Source organism: Variovorax atrisoli 110B (assembly GCF_000382045.1).
Lineage (GTDB): Bacteria > Pseudomonadota > Gammaproteobacteria > Burkholderiales > Burkholderiaceae_C > Variovorax > Variovorax atrisoli.
In genome coordinates, this window is the sequence record NZ_KB907450.1 from 470,104 (window position 1) to 493,491 (window position 23,388).

The window sequence follows — 23,388 nt, forward strand, 5'->3', positions numbered from 1 at the left end:
GACACACAGGAGATGAGACAAATGAACCCAAGCTTTCAGCGCCGCGACGTACTGCGCGTGGCCGCCGCCGGTGCGGCCGTTCTGTGCGGTGCCGCGCGCGCCCAGCAGGGCTGGCCGACCAAGCCCGTGACGATGATCGTGCCGTTCCCGGCCGGCGGCGGCACGGACGCCTTCGCGCGGCCGCTGTCGGGGCAGTTCTCGCGCGTCGCGGGCCAGACGCTGGTCATCGACAACCGCGGCGGGGCCGGGGGCACGCTGGGCGCCAGCATCGCCGCCAAGGCGCCGGCCGACGGCTACACGCTCTTCATGGGCGCGGTGCACCACGCGATCGCGCCGTCCATCTACCCGAGGCTCGACTACGACATCGAGAAGGACTTCGTGCCGCTGATGCTGCTGGCCAACGTGCCGCAGGTGGTGGTCATCAACCCGAAGCGGGTGCAGGCCAACACGATCCAGGAATTCATCGCGCTGGCGAAGCGCAACCCCGGCAAGTTCAACTACGGTTCCGCCGGCTCCGGCACCTCGCACCACCTGGCGGGCGAGCTCTTCAAGATCCAGACCGGCACCTTCATCACGCACATTCCGTACCGCGGCGCTGGCCCGGCGCTGTCGGACCTGATCTCGGGCAACGTCGACCTGATGTTCGACGGCCTGGGCTCCTCGGCGCAGCACATCAAGAGCGGCCGGATCAAGGCGCTGATGGTGGCCGGCACCAAGCGCAACCCGGCCTTCCCCGACGTGCCCTGCGCCGCCGAGGTGGGCCTGCCCGAGTACACCGTGACAACCTGGTACGGCCTGTGGGCGCCCAAGGGCACGCCGGCCGACACGCAGACGCGCGCCATCGACGACATGAAGAAGTCGCTGGCCACCGACGACCTGAGGGGCATCTGGGCCCAGAACGGTTCAGAGATCCCGAACCTCACCACCACCGCCTACGGCAGCTTCGTCAATGCCGAGATCAAGCGCTGGGCCGCGGTGGTGAAGGCCTCGGGCGCCAAGCTCGAATGACGACTGGAAGCGCCATCTCCCTGCGCCGCGACGGCGCCATCGCGGTCGTCACGCTGTCGAACGCGGGGCGCCTCAACGCCATGACGCGCGCCATGTGGCGCGAACTGCGCGCAGTGTTCGACGGCCTGCGCAGCGACGGCGACAGCGCACTGCGCTGCGTGATCGTGCGCGGCGAGGGCGGGGCCTTCTGCGCGGGCGGCGACATTTCCGAGTACCCGTCGTTCCGCTTCAGCGAGCCCAGCCTGCGAGAGTTCCACGAGAACGAGGTCTGGGCCGCCCTGCAGGCGATGCTCGACTGCCCGCTGCCGCTGGTCGCGCAGATCGAAGGCGCCTGCATGGGCGCGGGCATCGAGATCGCGAGCTGCTGCGACATCCGCCTGGCCGGCGCGTCCGCGAAGTTCGGTGCGCCCATCGCCAAGCTCGGTTTCCCGATGGCGCCGCGCGAAGCGGCGCTGGTCCATGGCGCCATCGGCGACGTGCTCGCGCGCGACATGCTGCTGGCCGCCGGCGTGCATGGTGCGCAGCGCCTGTACGACGCTGGCTTTTTGCTGCAGGTGCTGCCCGACAACGAGGTGCCGCTCGCTGCCCAGTCGCACGCCGAGCGCATTGCCGCGCTCTCCCCGCAGGCCGCGCGCCTGCACAAGGCCACCTTCGCCGTGCTGCGCGCCGGCGCACCTTCGGCCCACGGCCTGCTGGCCACCGCCTACGATTACGCCGATTCCGCGGAACACCGCGAGGGCATCGCCGCCTTCCTTGCCAAGCGCACCCCGAATTTCTGAAGCCAAGCCAAGCAATCGTCCGAATGAAGAAGTCCGCCAACGCCAACCTGTTCGCCGCCCTGCGCGCGGCATTCCCTGCCGACCTCGACGGCATCGCCGTCGAAACCGACAGCGGCCTGTTCTATTCCTGGCGCGACCTCGAACGCGCCAGCGCCATGATCGCCAACCTGCTCGACGCTCTGAAGCTGGAGAAGGGCGCGCGCATCGCGGTGCAGGTCGAGAAGTCGGTCGAGGCGATGCTGCTGTACCTCGCCACGCTGCGCGCGGGCTACGTGTTCCTGCCTCTGAACACCGCTTATCAAAGCGCAGAGATCGAATACTTCATCGGCAACGCCGAGCCGGCCGTGGTGGTGTGTACCAGCCGCAACGCCTCGTGGGTCGCGCCCATCGCCACCGCGGCGGGCACGAAGCACGTCTTCACGCTGGACGATGACCGCACCGGCACGCTGCTCGACGTGGCCGCGCAGTGCAGCGACCAGCACGTGCCCGCGCAGCGCAAGGCCGACGACATGGCAGCCATCCTCTACACCAGCGGCACCACCGGCCGCAGCAAGGGCGCGATGCTCACGCACGGCAACCTGCTGTCGAACGCCGAGGTGCTGAAGGACTACTGGGGCTGGACCGAAGGCGATGTGCTGATCCATGCGCTGCCCATCTTCCACGTGCACGGGCTGTTCGTCGCGCTGCACGGCGCGCTGCTCAACGGCAGCAAGATCCTGTGGTTCGCGAAGTTCGATCCGAAGCGCGTCGTGCAGAAGCTGCCCGAGGCCACCGTGTTCATGGGCGTGCCCACGCTGTACGTGCGCCTGCTGGCCGAGCCGGGGCTCACGCGCGAGGCGGTGCGCAACATGCGCCTGTTCATCGCGGGCTCGGCGCCGCTGCTCATCGAGACCTTCGACGAATGGCGCGAGCGCACCGGCCACACCATCCTGGAGCGCTACGGCATGAGCGAGACGGTCATGCTCACCTCCAACCCCTACCGGCCGGAGCAGGGCGAGCGCCGCGGCGGCACCGTGGGCTTCGCGCTGCCTGGCGTGCAGCTGCGCGTGCGCGACGACGGCGGCCGCGACTGCACCACCGACGAGATCGGCAACATCGAGGTCAGCGGCCCCAACGTGTTCGCGGGCTACTGGCGCATGCCCGAGAAGACGAAGGAGGAGTTCACTGCCGACGGCTTCTTCAAGACCGGCGACGTGGGCAAGATCGACGGCCGGGGCTACATCACCATCGTCGGGCGCAGCAAGGACCTGATCATCAGCGGCGGCTACAACGTGTATCCCGCCGAGATCGAGGGCTACATCAACGAGATGGCGGGCGTGGCCGAAAGCGCCGTCGTCGGCGTGCCGCACCCCGACTTCGGCGAGGTGGGCGTGGCCATCGTCATCCCGAAGGCGGGCGCGGCGCTCGACGGCGACGCCATCGTGGCGGAGCTCAAGTCGAAGCTTGCCAACTTCAAGATCCCCAAGCGCTGCTTCGTGGTGCCCGAGCTGCCGCGCAACGCCATGGGCAAGGTGCAGAAGGCGCTGCTGCGTACCGAGCACAAGGGGCTGTTCGCAGCCTGAGCCCGCGGCCTGAGCCGTCGGGTCAGGGCCCGGCGGTCGCTGGCTCGAGTCCGTTCATCAGCCCGCTGCCCGCGTGGCAGTTGACGTACTCGTAGCTCTGCTCGTCGGCCTTGAGCACCGACACCTCGTGGTACACGCGCAGCTGCAGCTGGAAGTTCAGCGCCTGCACGTAGCGCATGAAGCTGCCGAAGATCGCGACGTGCGTGGGATGCGACTCGGCCCAGCGCTCCATGTCGGCCAGCGAGCGCCAGTAGCTCAGCCCGAAGGACTTCTGCAGCGGTGCGCCCAGTGCGTCGAGGTGGCTCATGTAGCGGTTGCTGTAGCAGCCGATGGGCAGGCCCTGGTCGCGCAGGAAGTCCATGCCCTCGCGCAGCACGGGCTCCATGTCCTCGAGATAGAGCCTGCGTTCCTGCCCGGTGGTGTCGGTCCACTCCTGGCCGGAGCGGATCATCGCGATGTTCTCGTGCCCTGCGATGCGCACGCGCTGCCCCGGAGCCGGTGCGCCCGCGATCACCGCCCGCGCGCCCGAGGGCGCCATCGCATCGGTCTGCGACAGCGGGATGCGGTCGCGCATCGAACCCCAGTAGCCGTGCTCCTGCAGCTCGCCGCTGACGCCGCCCATCACCACGCCGACGCCCTCGAAGCGGTCGGGCGTGTTGAACATGGTCTCGAAGTGCTCGACGCGGGGCGAGGCGATCTCGCGGAAGTAGCCAAGGCCTTCCCTGAGGCGCTCGTCGGAGCGCCACCAGGCGTCGATGGCCGGCGTCGCGCACCAGCGTGCGTAGGCGGCTGGGTCGCTCCAGTAGGCGATGGCGATCATGTTGTCGAAGCCCTGCGCGTCGACGTAGTGCGTCAGGTCGTGATGGCCGGGGCCGTCGGGCAGGGCGAAGTCGCGCGCGATCTTCATCAGCGCCGCGCAGGCGCGGCCCTGCATCTCGGGGCCTCGCGACTGCACGCCGAAGTAGCCCATCACGACCTGCTTCACCGATACCGGGGCGCGGGCCGACCACACCGGGTAGGGCGGCACGTAGTCGTCTTCCACGCGACGGTGGCGCGTGCGGGGGCACCTCAGGTGCGCGTCGATGGCGGATTCCATGGCTTGCCTCCGAGGGTTCAGGCTGCGACGGGCTCGGGCATGCCCGCTTCGGGCTCAGGCGACGCCGCCTGCTGCACCACGACAGGCTCGCGGCGCGTCTTGTTGAGCAGCAGTTGCGTGACGTCGGGCCGCGAGTAGTGGCCGCTGGGGTCGGCGGCGGCCTTGGCGAGCGAGATCATGCCGAGGTCGATGTCGGCGACGACCAGGCCTTCCTCGTCTTCCGCCAGCGGGGTGCCCAGCGGCGAGCCGTCGGGCGCGAAGATGCGCGCGTAGCCGCCGCCGATGCGCAGCATCTGCTGCTTGCCGGCGTCGGTGCACATCAGCTCGCTCATGGCCTTCGACACGGTGGCGCAGGGCGCGATCACGAAGCACTGGCCCTCGGCGGCGTAGACCTGGCTCGCGGCATTGTTGACCTCGGGCCCCAGCGCGTAGGCCGCGCCGCGGTACAGCGAGAAGCTCGGCCATGCGCCGCAGTGGATCTGCTCGTTCTGCGAATACATCGCGTACTTGCTCAGCGGCTGCAGGTGTTCCCAGCACGAGAGCGAGCCGATGTTGCCCAGTGGTGTCTCGACCACGGCGAGGTCGGAGCCGTCGCCCTCGCCGAACACCGTGCGCTCCACGTGCGTGGGCTTGAGCTTGCGCCGCGTCTGCACGGTGCGGCCCTGGTCGTCGATGAGCGCCTGCGCGATGTAGAGGCTGCCGGCCGCCTTCTCGCTGTAGCCGAGAGACACCCAGATGCCGAGCCTGCGCGCCGCCTGCGCGACGCGCTCGAACTCGGCCGAGCCGACGACCAGCGAGTTGTCGTGGTAGCGCTGCACGAACTGCATGCCCCAGGCCGGCGAATCGAGCCAGATCCACCACGGGTAGCCGGGCACCCAGGTCTCGGGAAAGGCAATGAGCTTCACCCCCTGTTTCGCGGCCTGCGCCATGAGGTCGATGGTCTTCTCGATGGTGCCGTCGAGGTCGAGGAACACGGGGGCGGCCTGCACTGCGGCAACGCGCAGCTTGGGATGGACGGTGGTCGGCATGAAAGTTCTCCAGATGCAATCGAAGTAACGGGGCGTGGACCGCAGGCACCGGGTTTGCGCTGTGGCATGCGGGTTGCTTGAAGCGTAGATTCGCGCCGCCTGAACGCCTTGACCCGGTTTGGCGGCGTTCTTGTTCCAGCGTTGCATCCGTTCGCTGCCCCTGAGGCCTTCCGAGGAACCCCGATGACCCAACTGCTCAGTACCGACGCCGTCCCGCGCGACCAGCGGCTCGCCTACTGGACCGACATGATCTGCAACGTCTACGTGCAGCTGGGCTGCGACCCGGTGCGCGAGGGCGATTCGGGCGATTTCGAGGGCAGCATCCGCCAGCACACGCTGCCGGGGCTCGACGTGTCGGTCGTCACCTCGAGCCCGCAGAAGGTGATGCGCACGCCGGGACACATCTCGCATTCGAGCGACGACTACTTCCTCGTGAGCATCCAGGCGAGCGGCCGGGGCGTGGTGCGGCAGGACGGGCGCGACGCGGTGCTGTCGGCCGGCGACTTCGCGCTGTACGACAGCACGCGGCCCTACCAGCTGTTGTTCGACGAATCATTCGAGCAGATCGTGCTCAAGCTGCCCGGCGAGCGTCTGCGCAGCGAGCTGCGCGATACGCAGGCGCTCACGGCCACCACCGTTTCGGGCCGCGAGGGCGCGGGGCACCTGCTGCTGGGAATGATCCGCACGCTGCGCGAGGACATCGACACGCTGCAGCCGGCCTCGGCCCTCGCGGTGGCCAACGGCGTTCAGAACATCCTGGTGGCCGGACTGCAGACGCTGCCTGCGGCGAGCGCGCCCTCGCTGAGCAACCTCACGGCGTACCACCTCGCGCGGGTCAAGCGGCGCATCGACGAGCAGCTTGCGGACCCTTCGCTTTCGGTGAGCACGCTGGCCGCGGAGCTGGGCGTGTCGGTCAGCCACATCCACCGAGTGTTCAGGAGCGAGCCGCTCACGCCGTCGCAATACATCTGGGAGCGCCGGCTGGAGGCCTGCAGCCGCGACCTGCTGGAGCCGCGCCTCGCGGGCCGGCCCGTGGCCGACATCGCCTACGGCAGGGGATTCAACGACGCGGCGCATTTCAGCCGCGCGTTCAAGGAGCGTTTCGGCTGCTCGCCGCGCGAATGGCGGCAGCAGCGGATCCAGTAGCCTCGGCAGGAGGCCGCCGGAGCATCGATCAGCCGTGCAGGCCCTTCCAGAGCATGTAGGCCGCCAGCAGGTAGAGGATGCTCGCGAACACGCGCTTGAGCTTCTTCACCGGCAGGCTGTGCGCGGCCTTCGCGCCCAGGGGCGCCGTCAGCACGCTGCACAGCGCGATCACCGCCAGCGCGGGCAGCCAGATGTAGCCGAAGGAGCCGGCCGGCAGGCCCTGCACCGACTGCCCGCTGACCGCATAGCCCAGCACGTTCGCCACCGCGATCGGGAAGCCCAGCGCCGCGCTGGTCGCCACCGCGTTGTGGATCGACACGTTGCACCACGTCATGAACGGCACGCTGATGAAGCCGCCGCCGGCACCCACCAGGCCCGAGACGAAGCCGATGGCACCGCCCGCGGCGAGCTGGCCGCCGGTGCCCGGCATCTGCCGCGTGGGCGCGGGCTTCTTGTCGAGGAACATCTGCGTGGCCGAGAAGCCCACGAAGAGCGCGAAGAAGATCGCCAGCGCCGTGCCCTTGAGCAGCGCGAACACGCCGAGACTGCCCACCAGGCTGCCGATGACGATGCCGGGCGCGAGGCGCCGCACGATCTCCCAGCGCACCGCGCCGCGCTTGTGGTGCGCGCGCACGCTCGACACCGAGGTGAAGATGATGGTCGCCATCGAGGTCGCGATGGCCATCTTCACCGAGAGGTCGGCCGGCACGCCGCGGTGGCCCATGATGATCGTGATGAACGGCACCATCAGCATGCCGCCGCCGATGCCCAGCAGGCCTGCGAGGAAACCGGTGCCGAGCCCGAGGGCCGCGAGTTCGACGATGAGGAGGGGATCGAGCAGGCTGGAGACGTTCACGGAAATTCTGTATCGCAAAAAGCAACGGCCCCGAGCAGTGTGTGCAAGGGGCCGTGGCGGAATTAGGTGTCTGCAAGTGGGCGCCGGACTCGCATCCTGAACCGGGGTTCAGGTGGGCGAGGGCAGCAGGACTTCGGGTTCATCTGACGCGAGATGATCACACCCGTCGAGCGATTTACCAAGCCCGGCTCCGTAGAGCATTGGAACAAGGACATATAAAGCCCAACGCGCACCGCAGACAGTTCGGATTTTACCGCTGCAGCCCTGCCGGCGGAACCCGCTCAGAGCAAATGTCCATCGCCCGCCAGGGCCTGATCGAGTCTTTGAATGAGCTGGGCGGCCTTCGGGTCGGTGTCTGTGGTATCGGCTGGCGCCGCCGGTGCGGCGGGCGCGCTGGCGGCGGCCTGTTGCGCGGCGAGGTCGAATGCCAGGTTCAGCGAGGCCAGTACCGCGATGCGGTCGCGGGCCTTGACCTTTCCCGCATCGCGGATCTTGCACATGGCGGCATCCACGCGTTCGACGGCTTCGCGCAGCTGCGCCTCGCCTCCGTCGGGACAGCCGAGCAGATAGCTCTGTCCCATGATCTGTACTTCAATCTGCTTCATGCGGGGGAGTCTTCGGAAGGTGGTTCAGCCGGCAGCCGTTCGAGCAGGGCGTCGAGGCGGGTGCGGGCCGCGACGAGCCGCGACTTCAGTGCGTCGCGTTCGCGCGTGAGCGCATCGACCTGTTCCTGCAGCAGCGCGTTGGTGCGCTGCACCTCTTCGTGACGCACGAGCAGTCGTTCGACGCGCTCGGCGATCTGGTCGATGGGGCTGGAGGCGGGCATGGTTGGCGATTGTAGTTTCCCGGGGAGGCGGTCCTGCCGAGGCCGGACGCGGCGCCCGGCGTGCCCGGATTCTGCGGCTTTGCCGCCCGCCGATCAAACCCCTCGCGAGTCGCTTCAGGCCTCGCTCAGCCGCACGTAGGTGGCCAGCAGCGCGCTCTTGGCGACCACGCCCAGCAACACCGGGTTGGCGGCGCTCTCGATCAGCGGAAGCCGCTCGCCCAGGTGGTCGAGGAAGCGCTGCAGTGCCTCGCCAAGACCGGTATCGGCAGTGACCGGCTGGATCGCCTGAGAGAGCAGGGCGCCTGCCGTCGTCTCCTGCGGCGCGGTACCGAGCGACGAGAGCGGCACCACCCCGAGGTAGCGGTTGTCCGCGTCCACCACGTACAGGTACTTGACGGGGTACTGCAGGAAAAGCCTGCTCATCGCCTCGCGGTCCGCCTGCGGGCCGACCACGGTCTCGGCCGGCTGCACCAGGTCGCGCATGTGCAGCCCGCGCAGGCGCATCTGGTCGTCGCGCTGGGCGTTGCGATGCAGCGTGATCTCGTACATCGAGCCTGCGTTGGCCGAGCGCGCCACGAAGTACGCGATGACGCTCGCGGCCATCAGCGGCAGCATGACCTGGTAGCTCAGCGTCATCTCGAAGATCATCAATATCGCCATCAGCGGTGCCTGCGTGGCGCCCGCCAGGAAAGCGCCCATGCCGACGATGGCATAGGCGAATGGCGCCGAGCTCGCCGCCGGCCACAGCGCCTGCACGCCCTGGCCGAAGAGCGCGCCGATCATGCAGCCGAAGAAGAGCGCCGGCGTGAACACGCCGCCCACGGCGCCCGAACCGGCCGTCGCCATCGTCGCAACCGCCTTGGCGAGCAGCACCAGCGCGATCAGCGTCCATGCCCATGGCGTGTGCAGCACCGAATTCACCACGCTGTAGCCGTTGCCCCACACCTCCGGCATCGGCACCGACACCGCACCCATGACGAGCCCGCCCAGCGCCAGCCTCCACGGCAGCGCGAGCGGCAGCCGCGAGAACAGCGCCCGGCTGCCCTGCAGCGCGCGCAGGAAGCCCACCGCCGCGAAGCCCAGCAGCACGCCGAGCACGCAGAACAGCACGACCTCGGTGCCGTGGATCTCCGGGAACGGCGGCATCTTGTAAGGCGGCTGGTAGCCCGGCAGCGCCCGCATCGCGACGTTGGCCACCACCGACGCGATGATGATCGGCCCCACGCTCTCCATCGCGATGGAGCCCAGCACGATCTCCGCGACGAAGAAGGCGCCCGCGATGGGCGCGTTGTAGGCGGCCGTGAGGCCGGCCGCCGCGCCGCAGGCCACCAGCAGCCGCAGCCGTTCGGCCGGAAAGCGGAACACCCGCCCGAGCAGCGAGGAGGCCAGCGCCGCCAGCTGCACCATCGAGCCCTCCCGCCCGATCGAGCCGCCAGTGCCGATGCTCACCAGCGACGACGCGCTGCGCGCCAGCGTCTGCGCCACCGGAATGCGCCCGTCGCCGAGCACGATGGCTTCCATGTAGTCCGACGTGGCGCTGCGCGAAGCCACGCGCCTGGCGAGCACCAGCAGCAGCCCCGCCACCAGTCCGCCCAGGGTGGGGCAGGCGATGCGCGCCCACCATGGCAGCTGCTTCGCCATGGCGACCAGCCCCTGGCCGGGGCCGAGCACCAGGTGCTCGAAGGCGAGGAGCGCGGCGCGGAACAGTTCGGTCGCCAGCGTGCCCAGCAGTCCGGCCACGATCGACCACAGAAGCATCGACTGCCAGCCCGAGACACCGAAGAGCCGCTGCAGCGCCGAACGCAGGTTCAGGAAGATCGAGGCGGGCCGCATCATGGTCGTCGATGGTAGCGGGGCCGCAACTTTCGACTTAAGAGGCGCATGGCAGGACATAGAATTCCGCCCGTTGGTGCTCGCGCCGTGGTTCGCACGGCGCAGTTCAACGGGAAGCAGGAGTGGAAGCCCCGGTTCGCACCGGAACAAGGCCGAAGCCGCCTGCGCTGCCCCCGCAACGGTCAAGCAGACGGCGCCGCAAGGCGCCAACACCTTTCCATCGAGCCACTGGGCGCCCTGAAACAGGCGCCTGGGAAGGCGGCAAGGCGTCGTTCTGCCAGCCCGGATACCGGCCAACGAGGCGGCTGCCGCATGCGTCGAGGATCGAATGACGAACGCATGCGCGGCCATTGCGCCCAGGCGCCGGCGGGGAGGCCGGCCAGGGGTATTGACGTTCGTTCGCTTGATTCATGATTTCCCGTGTTTGCTCTTTCCGCGGTAGCGCTCCTGCGCGCCGCTTCCGCCACGCCTGCCTGCCGCTGGCGCTGGTTTCCGCCTTCGGCGGCATGGCCCATGCGCAGGAGGCCTCCACCCTGCGCGAAACGGTGGTCACGGCCAACCGCACGCCTCAGGCGCTGTCGGAGCTCGTGGGAGACGTCTCCGTCGTCGACAGCGAGACCATCGAGCGCAGCGGTGCGACCGGCGTGGCCGACCTGCTTTCGCGCCTGCCCGGCATCGAGATATCGCGCTCCGGCGGCGTGGGCAACACCACCAGCCTCTTCATCCGCGGCGCCGAGACGCGCTTCACCGCCGTCTACCTCGACGGCGTGCGCATCGATTCGCAATCGACCGGCGGCGCCGGCTGGGAAGGCATTCCGCTGTCGCAGATCGACCGCATCGAGGTGCTGCGCGGGCCGGCCGCCGCGGTCTACGGCTCCGATGCCGTGGGCGGCGTGATCCAGCTTTTCACCAGGCGAGGAGAAGAGGGCGTGTCGCCCTACGCCGGCATCGGCTTCGGCAGCAAGGGGCTGCGCAGGATCGAAGGCGGCGTGAGCGGCAAGTCGGGCCTCTTCGACTATTCCTTCGGCGTGGCGCATGAAGAGAGCAAGGGCTACAACGTGCAGCCCGTGAGCAAGCGCAACGTGACCAAGGACGGCTTCACCAGCCCCGACCGCGACGGCTACAACAGCACTTCGGGCAACGCGAAGCTGGGCTTCCAGATCACGCCCGACCAGCGCATCGAGGCCACGCTGCTTTCCAGCGACATCAAGGCCGGCTACGACGCAACGGTGTCCTACAGGACCAAGCTGCCGTTCCTGTTCGCCAACGACGTTTCGAGCAACAAGCTGCAGACCGCCGGCCTGAGCTGGTCGGCCAAGTGGAACGACGTCTACAGCACCCGCGTGCAGGTGACCGACTCGCAGCAGGTCTACAAGACCCAGCCGTCGTTCTACCGTACCGAGACCCGCCTGCGCGGCTACCTCTTCCAGAACGAATTCCGCTTCGGCCCGCACCTCGTCACCGCCACGCTGGAGCGCCGCGAGGACGCCCTGGAGAACGCGCCCACCACCACCTCGAAGCTGCTCGCGCGCGACCGCTCGCAGGACGCGATCTCGCTCGGCTACGGCTTCGTGCAGGGCCCGCACTCGCTGCAGCTGCACGTGCGCCACGACAAGGACAGCGAATTCGGCGGCAAGACCACCGGCAGCGCGGCCTACGGCTACGCCATCACGCCGTCGCTGCGCTTCACGGCCTCGGCAGGCACCGCCTTCCGCGTGCCCACGCTGTACCAGCGCTTCAGCGAATACGGCCTGGCCACGCTCAAGCCCGAATCGAGCCGCAACCTCGAGCTGGGCCTGCAGTACACCGAGGGCGCGACCCAGCTGGGCGTGGTGGCCTACGCCAACCGCGTGCAGAACCTGATCGTGTTCGACGGCTCTGCCAAGGGCTGTGCTTCGTCGTTCGGCTGCTACTCCAGCACCGCCCGCGCGCGCTACCAGGGCGTCACGCTCTCGGGCAGCCACCGCATCGGCGACGTCACGCTGCGCGGCTCCCTCGACTTTCAGGATCCGCGCGACCTCGCCACCCACAACCTGCTCGCGCGCCGCGCGCAGCGCCATGCCACCCTGGGCGCCGACTGGCGCATCGCGGGCTGGACGCTGGGCGCCGAGGTGCAGACCTCCAGCCGCCGCTACGACGACGCCGCCAACAGCGTGAAGCTCGGCGGCTACACCGTGCTGAACCTGTCGGCCACCACCCAGCTCACGCGCGACATCAACCTCGTCGCGCGCGTCGACAATGTGGGCAACAAGGACTACCAGTTCGCGCGGCTGTACGCCAATGCCGGCCGTACCGCCTACGTCGGTCTCAAGTGGACGCCTCACTAAGCAGCCAAGCACTCCAGCCGGGCGGCGCCGCCGGTGCCGCGGCGGCCTCCTGCGCCGCCGTGCTGGTGGCCGCCCCGGCCTCGGGGCAGGGCAAGACAACGGTCGCGGCCGCGCTGGCCCGGCTGCACGCGCGCCAGGGCCGGCGAGTCCGCGCCTTCAAGTGCGGGCCCGACTTCCTCGATCCCCACTGGCTGGCGCTCGCCACCGGCGCACCGGTGCATTCCCTCGACCTCTGGATGACGGGCGAGGCCGACTGCCGCGCGCGCCTGCATGCGGCGGCCGCCGAGAGCGACCTGCTGGTCATCGAGGGCGTGATGGGTCTCTTCGACGGCAATCCCAGCGCCGCCGACCTTGCGCAGCGCTTCGGCGTGCCGGTGCTGGCGGTGATCGACGCGCAGGCCATGGCCGGCACCTTCGGCGCGCTGGCCTACGGGCTGCAGAACTTCCGCGACGGGCTGCCGTGGGCCGGCGTGCTGGCGAACCGGGTGGCCAGCGAACGGCACGGCGCCATGCTGCAGGAGGCGCTGCGCGACCCTTCGCAATGGCTGGGCGCCTTGCCGCGCGACGCCCGCTTCACGCTGCCGGAACGGCACCTGGGCCTGGTGGCCGCCACGGAGCTGGGCGACGCGATGTCGCGGCTCGACGCGGCCGCCGACGTGCTGGCCGACACGCCGCTGGGCCGCATGCCCGTCGGCGAGCTGCCGCAGGTGGGCTTCGAGGCACTAGCATCCGACGAGGCACGAGCCGTGCCGCCATTGCTCGCTGGCCGCACCATCGCGATCGCACGCGATGCAGCGTTCTCGTTCATCTATCCGGCAAACCTCGATGTGCTCGGGGCGCTCGGTGCCGAGCTGAGCTTCTTCTCGCCGCTCGCAGGCGACGCCTTGCCGGCCTGCGACGCCGTCTGGCTGCCCGGCGGCTACCCGGAGCTGCATGCTCCGGCGCTGTCGGCCCGCACGGCGCTGCGCGAATCGCTCGCTGCGCACGTCGCCGCCGGCAAGCCGGTGTGGGCCGAGTGCGGCGGGATGATGGCGCTTTTCGACGAACTGGCTCTTCAGGAAGACGGTGGTGAAGTGCACCGCCTCTGGGGCCTGCTGCCTGGTCGGGTGACCATGCAGAAGCGGCTTTCGGGCCTGGGGCCCCAGCAGCTCTCGCTCGATGGCCACGTCCTGCGCGGACACACCTTCCACTATTCGAGCTGCGAGACACCGCTCGTGCCGGCCGCGCGCACCGCCCGTCCTGGTGCCACGCAGGCCGTGGGCGCGCGGGCCGGGGAGGTGCTGTACGTGCATGGCCCGGTGCGCGCGAGCTATTTCCATGCGTGGTTCGCCTCCAGTCCGCAAGCCACCGCGCGCCTTTTCGGCGCCATGCCCATCGAGTTGGAGAGCCATGCTGCATTCGACCAAGCCTGAAGCCGTGGTGCACGAGTTCATCCTCGGCGGCCAGAAGAGCGGCAAGTCGCGCCGCGCCGAGCAGCGCGCCGTCGATTGGCTCGCGGCCGGTGCCCGTGCCCGCCGCGCCGTGCTGATCGCGACCGCCCAGGCCTATGACGACGAGATGCAGGAGCGCATCGTGCGCCACCAGGCCGACCGCGCCGAGCGCGTGCCCGGCATGCGGACCATCGAGGAGCCGGTCGAGCTCGCGCGCGCCATCGTCACGCAGAGCACGCCCGAGACGCTGGTGGTGGTCGACTGCCTCACGATGTGGCTGACCAACCTGCTGATGCCGATGCCCATCGAAGACGCCCGCCCCGTGACGCGCACCCCCGCGACGCACATCGCGATGCTGCTGGTTGCGTTGCGCGATGCGCCGGGCCCGGTGGTGCTGGTCGGCAACGAGATCGGCCTGGGCGTGATACCGATTGGCCGCGAGACGCGCGCCTTCGTCGACGCCCTGGGCCGGCTCAACCAGGACGTGGCCGCCGCATGCGGACGCGTCACGCTCATGGCGGCCGGCCTGCCGCTGAGCCTGAAGGCGCCCGCCGCATGAGCATGAAGAAGATCCGCAATCCGCTCGCGGCGATCGGCCTCGTCCTGATGGCGCTGGCCGCGCATGCGCTCGACGTGGTCGACGAGCGCGGCGTGTCGGTGAGCCTGCCGCAGCCGCCGCAACGCGTCGTCACGCTGCTGCCTTCGCTCACCGAGTCGGTCTGCGCGCTCGGGGCCTGCAACCGGCTGGTGGGCGTGGACCGCTACTCCAACTCGCCCGAACAGGTGAAGGCTCTGCCGCAGCTCGGCGGCGGCATCGATCCGAACGTGGAGGCCATCGTCGCGCTCAAGCCCGACGCGGTGCTGCTGGCCAAGTCCTCGCGCGTCACGCAGCGGCTGGAGGCGCTGGGCATGAAGGTGCTGGTGCTCGAACCCAAGAGCCACGCCGACGTGCGCCGCGTGCTCGACAAGCTCGACCAGGTGCTGGGCACGCACGAGGCAGCGAAGGTCTGGCGCGTGATCGACGCCAGCGTGTCGGCCGCCGCGCAGTCGGTGCCCGCGGGGGCGAAGGGCATGCGCGTGTACTTCGAGGTCAACAGCGCGCCGTATGCGGCGGGCGAGTCGTCCTTCATCGGCGAGACGCTCTCGCGGCTGGGCATGAAGAACATCGTGCCGGCCTCGCTGGGCCCGTTCCCCAAGCTCAACCCCGAGTACGTGGTGCGCGCGAACCCCGACCTCATCATGGTCAGCGTGCGCAGCGCGCAGGGGCTGGAGCAGCGGCCCGGCTGGGCTGGCATCCGCGCGGTGCGCGAAGGCCGCATCTGCCGCTTCAGCGCCGAGCAGTCCGACGTGCTTGTGCGGCCCGGCCCGCGCATGGACGAGGCGGCACGGCTGATGGCGCAGTGCATCGTTGAAAAGGGCGGCAAGCTATGAATGCGGCTGCCGCCAGGCACACGGCCCATCTGCGCCGCGTACTGCTGCTCGGCGCCGGCCTGCTGGTGCTGGGCGCGGCGCTGATGCTGCTGGGCCTGGGCATCGGCAGCACCGGCTTCGAGAGCCTGTTCGCCGCACGCCACGACCCGGTGGCGCTGCAGATCGTGTGGGACATCCGCCTGCCTCGCACGCTCGGCGCCTGGCTGGCGGGCGCGCTGCTGGGGCTGGCCGGCGCGGTGGCGCAGGGGCTCTTTCGCAATCCGCTGGCCGACCCGTACCTGCTGGGCAGCGCCTCCGGCGCCTCGCTCGGCGTGGCGGTGGCGCTGCTGATGTTCGGCGGCTCGGCCGCGAGCATGCAGTGGGTGATGCGGCTCGGGCTCACCGGCGCCGCCTTCCTGGGCGCGGTGCTCGCAGTGATGCTCACGCTGATGCTGGCGCGCGGCGTGCAGCAGACGCTGCGGCTGCTGCTGGCGGGCGTGATCGTCGGCGTGGTGCTCGGTGCGGCGAAGGACCTCATCACCATCGCTTCGGCGGACATCCTCCAGGCGATCCAGGGCTTCATCCTCGGCAGCACCGGCCTCGTCGGCTGGAGCGCCTGCGCGGTGATGGCGATGGTCGGCGCGGCCTGCCTGCTCGCGGGCTGGGCGCTGGCGCCGGTGCTCGACGGGCTGGCGCTGGGCGAAGCCACCGCGCGCAGCCTGGGCCTCCCGCTGGGGGCGATGCGCGCGGCGCTGGTGGTGGTGCTGGCGCTGGCCACCGGGGCGGCCGTGGCGCAGACCGGGCTCATCGCCTTCGTCGGCCTGGCGGCGCCGCACCTGGTGCGCTCGGCCGTCAAGACCACGCATGCGCGGCTGATCGTGCTGTCGGCGCTGATGGGCGGGTTGCTGCTGATGGCGGCCGACCTGCTCGCGCGCTGGCTGATCGCGCCGCAGGAACTGCCCGTGGGAGTGCTCACGGCCGTGCTGGGCGGCAGCTACCTGCTGTGGCTGATGCACAGGCGCAGCGCGCGGAGCGGCGTGGCATGAGCCGCAGCAACGACATCGACGCCGCGCTGGAAGCGCACCGGCTGAGCGCCACGCTCGGCGCCAGCGAGGTGCTGCACGGCATCGACCTGAAGCTGCGGGCCGCGCGCTGGACCAGCATCGTGGGCCCGAACGGCGCGGGCAAATCGACGCTGCTGAAGGCGCTGGCGGGGCTGCTTGCTCATCGCGGCGAAGTGCGGCTCTTCGGCGAGGCGCAGGACAGGGTGCCCGCCCGCGTGCGCGCCCGCCGCCTTTCGTGGCTGGGCCAGAGTGGCACGGGCGAGGGCAGCGCCGACGACCTGATGGTCTACGACGTCGCCATGCTCGGCCGCCTGCCGCACCAGCGCTGGCTCGCCACGCCAGGCGCCGCCGACCGCGAGGCCGTCGAACGCGCACTGCGCAGCACCCAGGCCTGGGACTGGCGCGACCGTCCGCTGGGCCAGCTCTCCGGCGGCGAGCGCCAGCGCGTGCTGCTCGCCCGGGCGCTCGCCGTCGAAGCCGAGGCGCTGCTCATGGACGAACCCCTCGCCAACCTCGACCCGCCCCACCAGGCCGACTGGATGAAGATCGTCCGCACCCTCGTCGCCGAGGGCCGCACGGTGGTCAGCGTGCTGCACGAACTGCCGATGGCCCTGGCCGCCGACGAAATGGTGGTGATGGACCAGGGCCGCGTCGTGCACCACGGCACTTGCGACGACCCGGCCACCCATGCCGCGCTGGAGCAGGTCTTCGACCATCGCATCCGCGTGCACCGCGTGGCTGAGCAGTGGATCGCGCTGCCCCTATGAGATGCGGGATCGAACGCGCCCTCTGCGTCCGGCAACCCGCATTCGCCAGCCTTGAAAGACCGACAAATGCAAATTGAGACCCCACCCAGCGAAAAGCCCTACGAGAAGCCGGAAGGCGAACGCCGCGGCATCGTCATCGTCAACACCGGCGACGGCAAGGGCAAGAGCACGGCCGCATTCGGTCTGGCCTTGCGCGCCCACGGCCGCGGCAAGGCCGTGAAGATCTACCAGTTCATGAAGGTGCCGACCGCGCGCTTCGGCGAGCACCGCATGTTCGAGCAGATCGGCATTCCCATCGAAGGGCTGGGCGACGGCTTCAGCTGGAAGAGCCAGGACCTGGAGCGCTCGGGCCAGCTCGCGCGCGACGGCTGGGAGAAGGCGAAGGCGGCGATCCTCTCGGGCGAGTTCTTCCTCGTGGTGCTCGACGAGATCACCTATCCGCTGATCTACGGCTGGCTGCCGCTCGAAGGCGTGCTCGAAACCCTGCGCGCGCGGCCGAAGCATGTGCACGTGGCGCTCACCGGCCGGCGCTGCCCGCCGGAGATCATCGAGCTGGCCGACACGGTGACCGAGATGACGCTGGTCAAGCACGCCTTCAAGGCCGGCATTCCCGCGCAGCGCGGCATCGAGGATTGACATGGGGCGCGCTCACGCCGACGGGGCACATTCGCGCAGGGGAGTACCCGGTGGCCTGTGCCCCCACCCCGAAAGAGCAGCGTGACTACCCCGGCTTTCACCAAGAAAGACAAAGAGGCGGTCTACCGCGCCATCCACGAACGCCGTGACATGCGCCATTTCGCAGGCGGCCAGGTGGAGCCCGACGTATTGCGAAGGCTGTTGGAAGCAGCACACCACGCGCCCAGCGTCGGCTTCATGCAGCCCTGGCGCTTCATTCGTATTCGCGGCCAAGCGCTGCGCCAGCAGTTGCACCATGTCGTCGAAGAGGAACGCGTGCTCACGGCCCGCGCGCTCGGCGAGCGTGAAGACGAATTCATGCGGCTCAAGGTGCAGGGCCTGCTCGACGCCGCAGAGCTGCTCGTGGTGACTCTGGCGGACGGACGCGAGAAGCACGTGTTCGGCCGCCGCACGCTGCCGCAAATGGACCTGGCCTCGGCCTCCTGTGCCATCCAGAACCTCTGGCTCGCGGCGCGCGCCGAAGGGCTGGGCATGGGCTGGGTGTCGCTGTTCGATCCGGCCGAGGTGTCGGTCCTTCTGGGCCTGCCCGAAGGCGCCGAGCCCATCGCCTTGCTGTGCCTGGGTCCCGTGCACCAGTTCTATGAAGAGCCCATGCTGCAGCGCGAACGCTGGGCGAAGCGCGAACCGCTCGCGTCGCTTGTGTTCGATGAAAGCTGGGGCCTGCCTTCGGACCTTTTCGACAAACCTTCTTCTTCCACGGAGCCGACCTGATGCTGGCCTTCGATACCGTTCTCTTCGAGCTTGCGCGCCTGTTTCTCTGGCCGGTGACGCTGGGTGTGCTGCTTTCTTTCGTCTATGCGGTTTACTGCCTTGGCGCGTTCGCCATCGAGTATCTGCAGCGCCGCCGCGATCCGTTGCGCGCGCTGGTGCTGCAACGCCATGCCGCCGCGAGCCAGGAGCAGATGGAGCTGGTGGTGCTCAAGCAGCTCGAGGGCGTGCGGCTGTGCAGCCGCGTGGCGCCGATGCTGGGGCTGATCGCCACCATGATCCCGATGGGCCCGGCGCTGGTGGCCGTGGCCTCGGGCGAATCGCAGGGCGTGGCGCAGAGCCTGGCGCCGGCCTTCGCGAGCGTGATCGTGGCGCTGGCCTCCGCCTCGATCACCTTCGTGGTCTACACCGTTCGCCGCCGCTGGCTGATGCGCGAGCTGGTGACGGTGCTCGATGCACGGGACCGCCTCTCATGAGCCGGCGCCAGTTCTCGATATTGAGCAGCCTGGACAGCGACGACGACGACCCGGTGCTCTCCACCATCAACCTGATCGACGTGTTCATGGTGGTGATCGGCATGCTGATGATCGCGGTCATCAACAACCCGATGAACCCTTTCGCGCAGGACAAGGTGACGATCATCCGCAACGAGGGCCAGCCGAACATGGAGATCGTCACGCGCGAGGGCCGCAAGATCACGCGCTTCAAGGCCAGCGGTGCGACCGGGCAGGGTGATGGCGAGAAGGCCGGCACCGCCTGGCGGCTGAAGGACGGGACGATGGTCTACGTGCCGGCCGATGCGGAGCCGGCCGGCTCGGGCGGGAAGTGACCCGGCTTCTTCTTTTCGCCTGGCTCCTCCTCGCCGGGGCGGGATTGCTCCTCCCGGCGCACGCGCAGCCGCAAGGCACGAATCGCGTCGTCGTGCTGAGCACCTCGCTGGTGTCGCCGGCGCGCGTGGTGCGGCTGCAGGCGGCGGCGCGCGAGGCGGGGGTGCCGCTGCAGGTGCTGTCGGCGTCGCAGGACTCGCCCGAGGCGCTGGCCGCGGCCATCGACGGGGCCAGCCTGCTCGTGATCGACGCGCCGCACGTCAGCGTGGCGCAGGCCGCCGCCGCGCGGTTCGGCGATGCCGTGTCGCGCAGCACGGTGCCCTATGTGCTGGTCGGCGAGTTCGCGCTGGTGGCCAAGGGCCAGACCACCGCCGCGGCGCCGCTGGCGGCGCAGCGCGGTGTCGATGCCCCGTGGGCCCAGCGGCTGCGCGAGTTCTGGCGCTTTCCGGGCGCGGCCAACCTGGTCGCGTCGATGAAGGCGTTGCGGCAGCCGGGCATGATGCAGGGGCTGCCGGAACCCGTACCGCTTCCGCTCGCCGGCATCTACCACCCCGGCTGGCCGCGCGTCGAAACGGACGTGGCAGCCATCGAAATGCTGGCGGGCAGCGGCACGGTCGCCATCGCCGTCAACAGCGCCACGCTGGCCGGCGACGACACCGCCTGGCTCGATGCGCTCATCGCGTCGCTGGAGGCCCGTGGCCTGCGCGCCTATGCCTTCTACGGCCCGCGCCAGCAGAAGGACCTGTTCTTCCGCATGACGCACGACGGCGAACGCCGGGTGGCCGATGCCATCGTCAACGCATCGCTGGTCTTCAGCCCCAACGAGCGCAAGGCCGAGCTGGAGCGCATCGGCGTGCCGGTGCTGCAGACGCTGCCCTCGCTGGCGATGGACGCCGACCAATGGGCGCGGAGCAGGGACGGCCTCGCGCAGACCGACATCGCCTCCTACTACAGCCCGAGCGAGCTGGCCGGCATGACCGACCCGATGCTCGTAAGCGCACGAGATGCGGCGAGCGGCACGCTGCAGCCGCTGCCCGCGCAGATCGACGCCGTGGCCGCTAAGGCCGCCGCGCTGCTGCGGTTGCAGCGCACGCCGCCGGCCGAGCGGCACGTGGCGATGCTGGTCTACAACTACCCGCCGGGCGAGGCCAACTTCGGCGCCTCCTTCCTGAACGTGCCGCGCAGCGTGAGCAACATGCTGGCGGCGATGAAGTCGGCCGGCTACGCCACCGAACTGCCCGGCACCGATGCGCTCATCGCCCAGGTGCAGGCGACGATGCGGGCCTACTACCCGAAGCCCGCGGGCCAGGGCGACGAGCTGCAGCCGCTGCTCGACAGGGACCTCGCCGACACGCTGCCGCTGGCCGACTATCTCGCATGGTTCCGCGCGCTGCCGCAGGAAACGCAGCGCCGCGTCGAAAGCTACTGGGGCCCGCCCGGGAAGTCGACCATGCTGCGCACCGTGGCGGGCCAGCAGTCCTTCGTGATCCCGCGCGTGCGCTTCGGCAACGTGGTCGTGCTGCGCCAGCCGCCGCGCTTCGAGCCCGGCACGCAGGTGGTGGGCAAGGCCGGGCAGGTCTATCACCGCTCTGCCGTTCCGCTGAGCCACGGCTACCTTGCGACCTATCTCTGGCTGCGCCAGCGCTTCGGCGCCAGCGCGGTGGTGCACGTGGGCACGCACGGCACGGTCGAGTGGTCGGCGGGCAAGGAGCGCGGGCTCTCGGTGCAGGACGATCCGCTGCTCGCGCTCGGCGACCTGCCCAACGTGTATCCCTACATCATGGACAACCTCGGCGAGGCCACCACCGCCAAGCGGCGAGGCCGCGCGACCATGGTGAGCCACTCGACGCCGCTGTTCGCGCCCGCCGGCTTCCGCCCCGGCGTGCAGGAGATGCACGAGCGCATGCACGAGTGGGAGACGCTATCGCCGGGCGCCGTGAAGGCCGCCCTGGAGAAGCAGCTCACGGCCGAGTTCGCCGAGCACCGCTACGACCGCGACCTGGGCTGGACGCCCGCGCGCATCCGCGCCGATTTCGCGGGCTTCATCGCCGTGCTGCATCCCTACCTCGACGAGCTCGCGCAGACCGCGCAGCCGCTGGGCCTCGCGACCTTCGGGCAGGCGCCCGACGCGCAGCGCCGGCGCATGACCATCCTGCAGATCCTCGGCAAGCCACTGGTCGAAGCACTCGGCGAGGACATCGACGAGGCTTTCCTGATCGATGCGAAGAGCGTCTCCGCCTCGCGGCCCGCGCGCTGGGTGGAGCAGGCGCTCGTCGACGCGCAGGCCGCGAGCGCCATGGGCAGGACGCTTGCCGACCGGCAGAAGCTGCTGGAGCTGGCCGGGCGCGCGCGAAAGCTCGACGACGTGCTCGCGCACAACGAGGAAATCGAGGGCCTGCTGACTGCGCTCGACGGCCGCTACCTCAAGTCGAGCTATGGCGGCGACCCGGTGCGCAACCCCGACAGCCTGCCCACCGGGCGCAACCTCTACGGTTTCGACCCGAGCCGCGTGCCCACGCGCGCGGCCTGGGAGACCGGCGTCGCCGCCATGGATGCCTGGATCGCGCAGCACACGAAGACGCATGCCGGCAAGCCGCCCGGGAAGATCGCCTTCACCCTCTGGGCCGGCGAGGCCTCGCGCCACCAGGGCGTGCTGGAGAGCCAGGCCTTCTACGCGATGGGCGTGAAGCCTCGCTGGGACGAGGGCGGGCGCATGGCGGGCATCGAGATCATTCCCGCGTCGCAGCTGAAGCGGCCGCGCATCGATGTGCTGCTCAGCGTCACCGGCTCCTACCGCGACCAATTCCCGGCCGTGATGCGCTGGCTCGACGAAGCGGTGCAGCAGGTGTCGGCGCTGCGGGAGCCCGGCAATGCGGTGGCGCGCAACAGCGAGGCGATGGCGCGCAGGCTTCGCTCGGAAGGCACCGCCGCGGACGAGGCGCAGCGCTGGTCGACGGCCCGCCTGTTCTCGAACGAGCAGGGCAGCTACGGCGCCGGGCTGGAGGAAGCCGCGCTCGCAAGCGACGTATGGAAGAACCAGCAGCGCGGCGGCGGCGACGCGCAGATGGCGCAGCTCTACATGGATCGCATGGGCCACGCCTACGGCAAGGGCCTCGACGGCGCGGCGCGTCCGGGCGCGTATGCCGGCAATCTCGCGCAGGTGGACGCGGCGCTGATGGCGCGCAGCTCCAACCTGTACGGCGTGCTGACCAACGACGATCCGTTCCAGTACCTCGGCGGCATCGCGCAGGCGGTGCGGCATCTCACCGGCAAGGACCCGGCCCTGTACGTGCAGAACCTGCGCGACGGCACCGAGGTGCGCACCGACACGGCGGCCGGGGCCATCGCGCGCGAGATGCAGACGCGCTACCTGCACCCGCAGTGGATCGAGGCGCAGAAGGCCGAGGGCTACAGCGGCACGCTGCAGGTGCTGAAGACCGCGCAGTTCCTCTGGGGCTGGCAGGTCACCGCGCCGCAGGCGGTGCGGCAGGACCAGTGGCAATCGCTGCACGACGTGTACGTGCGCGACCGCTACGGGCTGGGCACGCGCGAATGGCTGGAAGGCGACAACCGCGCGGCCTTCGCGCAGACCCTGGAGCGCATGCTCGACGCGGTGCGGCTGAACTACTGGAAGCCCGATGCCGCCACGCGGCGCGAGCTGGCGCAGGCCTATGCGCAGGCGGTGCGGGCGACGGGGCTGCGCGAGCGCAATGCGGGCGTGCAGCGCTTCGTGCAGGCGGAACTGTCGCCGGCTCCGGCTTCTTCGCCCAGGCCGGCTCCGGCGGTCGCGCCCGCGGTGGTGCAGGCGCCTGCACCGGCCCCTGAATCTGCTCCCGCTCCGGACGGCCCGCAGCCCGTCAGCGGCCTGAAGCTCGAGCCGACATCGGCGGAAGCACCACCGCCCAAGGCCGGCGAAGCCATCGTCCTGCGGCTCTGGATGGCGCTGGGCGCCGCGCTGCTTCTTGCGTTCGGCGCGACGACGCAATGGCGCCGGGGCAGGGCGGCCGCCTGATTCGCGAGAATGG

At 70.0% G+C, this 23,388-nt stretch carries 21 protein-coding genes and 1 riboswitch; of the genes, 15 read left to right on the plus strand and 6 right to left on the minus strand.

Annotated features, from left to right (window positions below; all coding sequences use genetic code 11):
- The first annotated feature begins 21 nt into the window (after positions 1-21).
- From G369_RS0102300 to G369_RS0102310, 3 genes are read left to right on the plus strand one after another with little or no spacing between them, the layout of a single operon-like run.
- Positions 22-1,008 (plus strand): Bug family tripartite tricarboxylate transporter substrate binding protein, encoded by a 987-nt coding sequence (locus G369_RS0102300; protein WP_019652357.1) that lies wholly within the window; start codon positions 22-24, stop codon positions 1,006-1,008.
- Entirely contained in the window at positions 1,005-1,787 is a 783-nt protein-coding gene (locus G369_RS0102305) for an enoyl-CoA hydratase/isomerase family protein (RefSeq protein WP_019652358.1), read from the plus strand. Before G369_RS0102300 ends, G369_RS0102305 begins: the two co-directional genes overlap by 4 nt.
- Before the next feature lie 23 nt (positions 1,788-1,810).
- Positions 1,811-3,349, plus strand: coding sequence for a malonate--CoA ligase (locus G369_RS0102310; RefSeq protein WP_019652359.1), 1,539 nt, complete (start codon positions 1,811-1,813; stop codon positions 3,347-3,349).
- Positions 3,350-3,371: 22 nt separating this feature from the next.
- Here the strand turns inward: G369_RS0102310 and G369_RS0102315 are convergent, their stop codons facing one another.
- Both G369_RS0102315 and G369_RS0102320 read right to left on the minus strand, forming a co-directional pair.
- Positions 3,372-4,445 carry a phenylacetaldoxime dehydratase family protein gene (locus G369_RS0102315; protein WP_019652360.1) on the minus strand — a complete coding sequence of 358 codons (1,074 nt, stop codon included), beginning with the start codon at positions 4,443-4,445 and terminating at the stop codon, positions 3,372-3,374.
- 17 nt (positions 4,446-4,462) lie between these two features.
- Positions 4,463-5,473: a carbon-nitrogen hydrolase family protein gene (locus G369_RS0102320; RefSeq protein WP_019652361.1), complete on the minus strand. Its 1,011-nt coding sequence runs from the start codon at positions 5,471-5,473 to the stop codon at positions 4,463-4,465.
- 183 nt (positions 5,474-5,656) lie between these two features.
- Between G369_RS0102320 and G369_RS0102325 the strand changes: the two genes are divergently transcribed.
- Positions 5,657-6,619: an AraC-like ligand-binding domain-containing protein gene (locus G369_RS0102325; protein ID WP_019652362.1), complete on the plus strand. Its 963-nt coding sequence runs from the start codon at positions 5,657-5,659 to the stop codon at positions 6,617-6,619.
- 28 nt (positions 6,620-6,647) lie between these two features.
- Here the strand turns inward: G369_RS0102325 and G369_RS0102330 are convergent, their stop codons facing one another.
- From G369_RS0102330 to G369_RS0102345, 4 genes are all read right to left on the minus strand, one after another.
- Positions 6,648-7,475, minus strand: a complete 828-nt coding sequence (locus tag G369_RS0102330) for a sulfite exporter TauE/SafE family protein (RefSeq protein ID WP_019652363.1) — start codon at positions 7,473-7,475, stop codon at positions 6,648-6,650.
- A gap of 281 nt (positions 7,476-7,756) precedes the next feature.
- Positions 7,757-8,080 carry a cell division protein ZapA gene (locus G369_RS0102335; RefSeq protein ID WP_019652364.1) on the minus strand — a complete coding sequence of 108 codons (324 nt, stop codon included), beginning with the start codon at positions 8,078-8,080 and terminating at the stop codon, positions 7,757-7,759.
- The gene (locus G369_RS0102340; RefSeq protein ID WP_019652365.1) at positions 8,077-8,301 is read right to left on the minus strand and encodes a hypothetical protein; all 225 of its coding nucleotides are present in this window, start codon (positions 8,299-8,301) and stop codon (positions 8,077-8,079) included. Before G369_RS0102340 ends, G369_RS0102335 begins: the two co-directional genes overlap by 4 nt.
- A 114-nt stretch (positions 8,302-8,415) precedes the next feature.
- A complete protein-coding gene (locus G369_RS0102345) occupies positions 8,416-10,137 on the minus strand; it encodes a ClcB-like voltage-gated chloride channel protein (protein ID WP_019652366.1) in 1,722 nt (573 codons plus the stop codon).
- Between the two features lie 55 nt (positions 10,138-10,192).
- A riboswitch (cobalamin riboswitch) is annotated at positions 10,193-10,446 on the plus strand.
- 98 nt (positions 10,447-10,544) lie between these two features.
- Between G369_RS0102345 and G369_RS0102350 the strand changes: the two genes are divergently transcribed.
- The 11 genes from G369_RS0102350 (at position 10,545) to cobN (ending at position 23,375) form a co-directional block, all read left to right on the plus strand.
- Positions 10,545-12,461: a TonB-dependent receptor domain-containing protein gene (locus tag G369_RS0102350; RefSeq protein ID WP_026346147.1), complete on the plus strand. Its 1,917-nt coding sequence runs from the start codon at positions 10,545-10,547 to the stop codon at positions 12,459-12,461.
- The gene (locus tag G369_RS0102355) at positions 12,446-13,873 is read left to right on the plus strand and encodes a cobyrinic acid a,c-diamide synthase CobB (protein WP_019652368.1); all 1,428 of its coding nucleotides are present in this window, start codon (positions 12,446-12,448) and stop codon (positions 13,871-13,873) included. Before G369_RS0102350 ends, G369_RS0102355 begins: the two co-directional genes overlap by 16 nt.
- Positions 13,851-14,450: a bifunctional adenosylcobinamide kinase/adenosylcobinamide-phosphate guanylyltransferase gene (locus tag G369_RS0102360; RefSeq protein ID WP_019652369.1), complete on the plus strand. Its 600-nt coding sequence runs from the start codon at positions 13,851-13,853 to the stop codon at positions 14,448-14,450. Before G369_RS0102355 ends, G369_RS0102360 begins: the two co-directional genes overlap by 23 nt.
- A complete protein-coding gene (locus tag G369_RS0102365; RefSeq protein ID WP_019652370.1) occupies positions 14,447-15,322 on the plus strand; it encodes an ABC transporter substrate-binding protein in 876 nt (291 codons plus the stop codon). Before G369_RS0102360 ends, G369_RS0102365 begins: the two co-directional genes overlap by 4 nt.
- Positions 15,319-16,347 carry a FecCD family ABC transporter permease gene (locus G369_RS0102370; RefSeq protein WP_019652371.1) on the plus strand — a complete coding sequence of 343 codons (1,029 nt, stop codon included), beginning with the start codon at positions 15,319-15,321 and terminating at the stop codon, positions 16,345-16,347. Before G369_RS0102365 ends, G369_RS0102370 begins: the two co-directional genes overlap by 4 nt.
- A complete protein-coding gene (locus G369_RS0102375; protein ID WP_019652372.1) occupies positions 16,344-17,132 on the plus strand; it encodes an ABC transporter ATP-binding protein in 789 nt (262 codons plus the stop codon). Before G369_RS0102370 ends, G369_RS0102375 begins: the two co-directional genes overlap by 4 nt.
- Before the next feature lie 66 nt (positions 17,133-17,198).
- The gene (gene cobO / locus G369_RS0102380; protein WP_019652373.1) at positions 17,199-17,768 is read left to right on the plus strand and encodes a cob(I)yrinic acid a,c-diamide adenosyltransferase; all 570 of its coding nucleotides are present in this window, start codon (positions 17,199-17,201) and stop codon (positions 17,766-17,768) included.
- A gap of 81 nt (positions 17,769-17,849) precedes the next feature.
- Complete coding sequence (bluB, locus tag G369_RS0102385) at positions 17,850-18,539, plus strand: 5,6-dimethylbenzimidazole synthase (RefSeq protein ID WP_019652374.1); 690 nt, start codon at positions 17,850-17,852, stop codon at positions 18,537-18,539.
- A complete protein-coding gene (locus G369_RS0102390; RefSeq protein WP_019652375.1) occupies positions 18,539-19,012 on the plus strand; it encodes a MotA/TolQ/ExbB proton channel family protein in 474 nt (157 codons plus the stop codon). Before bluB ends, G369_RS0102390 begins: the two co-directional genes overlap by 1 nt.
- Positions 19,009-19,365 (plus strand): DUF2149 domain-containing protein, encoded by a 357-nt coding sequence (locus G369_RS35350; RefSeq protein ID WP_019652376.1) that lies wholly within the window; start codon positions 19,009-19,011, stop codon positions 19,363-19,365. Before G369_RS0102390 ends, G369_RS35350 begins: the two co-directional genes overlap by 4 nt.
- A complete protein-coding gene (gene cobN / locus G369_RS0102400; protein ID WP_026346148.1) occupies positions 19,362-23,375 on the plus strand; it encodes a cobaltochelatase subunit CobN in 4,014 nt (1,337 codons plus the stop codon). The genes G369_RS35350 and cobN overlap by 4 nt, the downstream gene beginning before the upstream one ends.
- Positions 23,376-23,388 lie beyond the last annotated feature (13 nt).